This window comes from Litorivivens sp., from assembly GCF_041625495.1.
GTDB lineage: Bacteria > Pseudomonadota > Gammaproteobacteria > Pseudomonadales > Spongiibacteraceae > Litorivivens.
In genome coordinates, this window is record NZ_JBFJTH010000269.1 from 1 (window position 1) to 2,083 (window position 2,083).

At 53.6% G+C, this 2,083-nt stretch carries 2 protein-coding genes; both read right to left on the reverse strand.

Going from position 1 to position 2,083, the window contains the following annotated elements; translation table 11 throughout:
* Positions 1-1,632, reverse strand: a 1,632-nt coding sequence (locus ABYP39_RS18270) for an AMP-binding protein (RefSeq protein WP_372784060.1), incomplete at its 3' end; no start/stop codon positions are given.
* A gap of 162 nt (positions 1,633-1,794) precedes the next feature.
* Positions 1,795-2,083, reverse strand: a 289-nt coding sequence (locus ABYP39_RS18275; protein ID WP_372784061.1) for a hypothetical protein, incomplete at its 5' end; no start/stop codon positions are given.

Below are 2,083 nucleotides of genomic sequence, written 5' to 3' on the forward strand. Positions count from 1 at the left end.
ACTTTCTGCTTCGCTGTCGATCGCATCGCGATAGAACGCTTCGATCTTGTCGCGCTTTAGCTTCATGGTCGGTGTCAGAAGATCGTTCTCTACGTCCCAGGTAGTCTCCGAGATTGCGATGCGGTCAAGGCGGGCGTGGGATTCCAGCTGCTGATTGACGTCATTCAGAGTTTGCTCAAGATTACCCTTGATCTGCTCTTTGCTTAGCCCCTGATCGTTGAGCACGACTACCGCCATGGGCGCCGGACGGCCCGCACCCAGCACGCAAACCTGCTCAATCAATGAGTTAGTGGCCAGACGGCTTTCGATGGGCACAGGCGCGACATATTTGCCTTTAGCCGTTTTGAATTGCTCTTTCACGCGGCCAGTAATGCGGTAGGCGCCGTTTTCGTCAACCACACCTTTGTCACCGGTGCGAAACCAGCCATCAATAAAAGATTCAGCCGTTGCTTCTGGATTTTTGTAATACTCGTTAAATATCGCGGCTCCGCGAATCAGCACCTCACCCTCGTCGGAGAGTTTCATTTCATTGCAGGCAAGCGGGGTGCCGATGGTCCCCATCCCTTCAACGGTAAATGGTTGATTCGAACACGCAAGCCCAGACGTTTCGGTCATCCCCCAACCTTCGACGATATCAACGCCAATACGGTGGAACCATTCGAGCAGGGCGGGGGAGATAGGCGCCGAGCCGGAGCAATAATTGCTGCAGGAACCAAAGCCTAGCTTATCGCGAATAGCGGCGGCTACCGCGTCGCCGCCTTCACCTGCCAACATTTCCTGCAGCTGCTCGTCAGGGATTTGCGCCAGCACTTTTGCTTGAAACTTGGCCCAGAGTCTGGGGACTGAAATAAAATCGGTGGGCTGGCAGTGGTGCAATTCATCTACAAAGGTTTCAAGCCCTTCGGAGAAGAAGAGCTCAACCTTTCCGTAAATGGATGTCATGGCGACCACTGAGCGCTCGGTGATATGAGCCAGTGGCAGGTAAGACATCATGCGGTGTGGCTGATCACCGCCCACCATGCGGTTCTTCGTTTCAACGGCAGCCGCGCCCAGATGGCCGTGGGTCAATACAACGCCCTTGGGTTTGCCGGTGCTACCCGAGGTGTAAACGATGGTGACCATGTCGTCGGCCTTGGGTGTGTTATAGCTTTCCAAGGGTGTTGAGGAGTCCAGAATGCTCTGCCAGTCGCGCGCGTCTTTATAGTCGGCATTGGCGTCGGGAAATCTGATGACAGGAATGTTGCTCAAGCTCGCTTGCGCTGCGCTGCAGTCATCGAGCTTGCCGACAAAACACAGCTTGGCTTGGCTGTGTTCAAGCACGTAGTCGATGGTTTCTGAAGAGGCGGTGGAATAAATTGGTACCGGTATGATACCAGCCAGCATCATACCGAAATCAGCCGCCAGCCAGGCGTAGCTGTTTTTGGCAAGAATCGCGACACGGTCGCCCGGTTTAATTCCTTGTTTTAACAGCTCGTTAGCGACCCGGCTGCCCTGATCAACGACTTCGGCTATCGTATAGCTTTTCCATACACCATTAGTGGGCTGGTGAAGCCACGTGTCATTGGGCCTGTTTTTCAGATTGGCTTTTAGCTGCTCGACGGGCAGTACGTAAGAAGTGCCGGTGGCTGTCATGGACAATATTCCCTGTTGTTATCTAATGGATTCCAAGTCTATTCCTTGAGAATACTTAATCCCGGAAAATCCCTCAATAATAATGCGTGTTATAAGCGATAACTGTAAATTTCATTCCAGTTTATCTACCAGTGAGCTGGCATTCGCGTTGTGCATGCAGCGTTAGATCAGTAGCTCAGCTGCACATGCCAATAGCAGGATAGCCAACGCTACCGCCAGTTTGGGGCCTCCCGCGATAAACCATTTTGACGCCGGGAAGGCGATGGTGCTCGCCATGGCGTCCAGTTTCAGTTGGTGATGATCGCTGCCGAAGGTTGCTGGGAGTATCTCTAACAGGTCTCGCCGACTGCGGTACCGGATCGCGGCCATCGCCGCCCAATCGCTATTGTGCTCGCAATTGATATGCTCAACATTGGACCCGCTGCGCAGGGCCGTCATGACCGGATGGCCC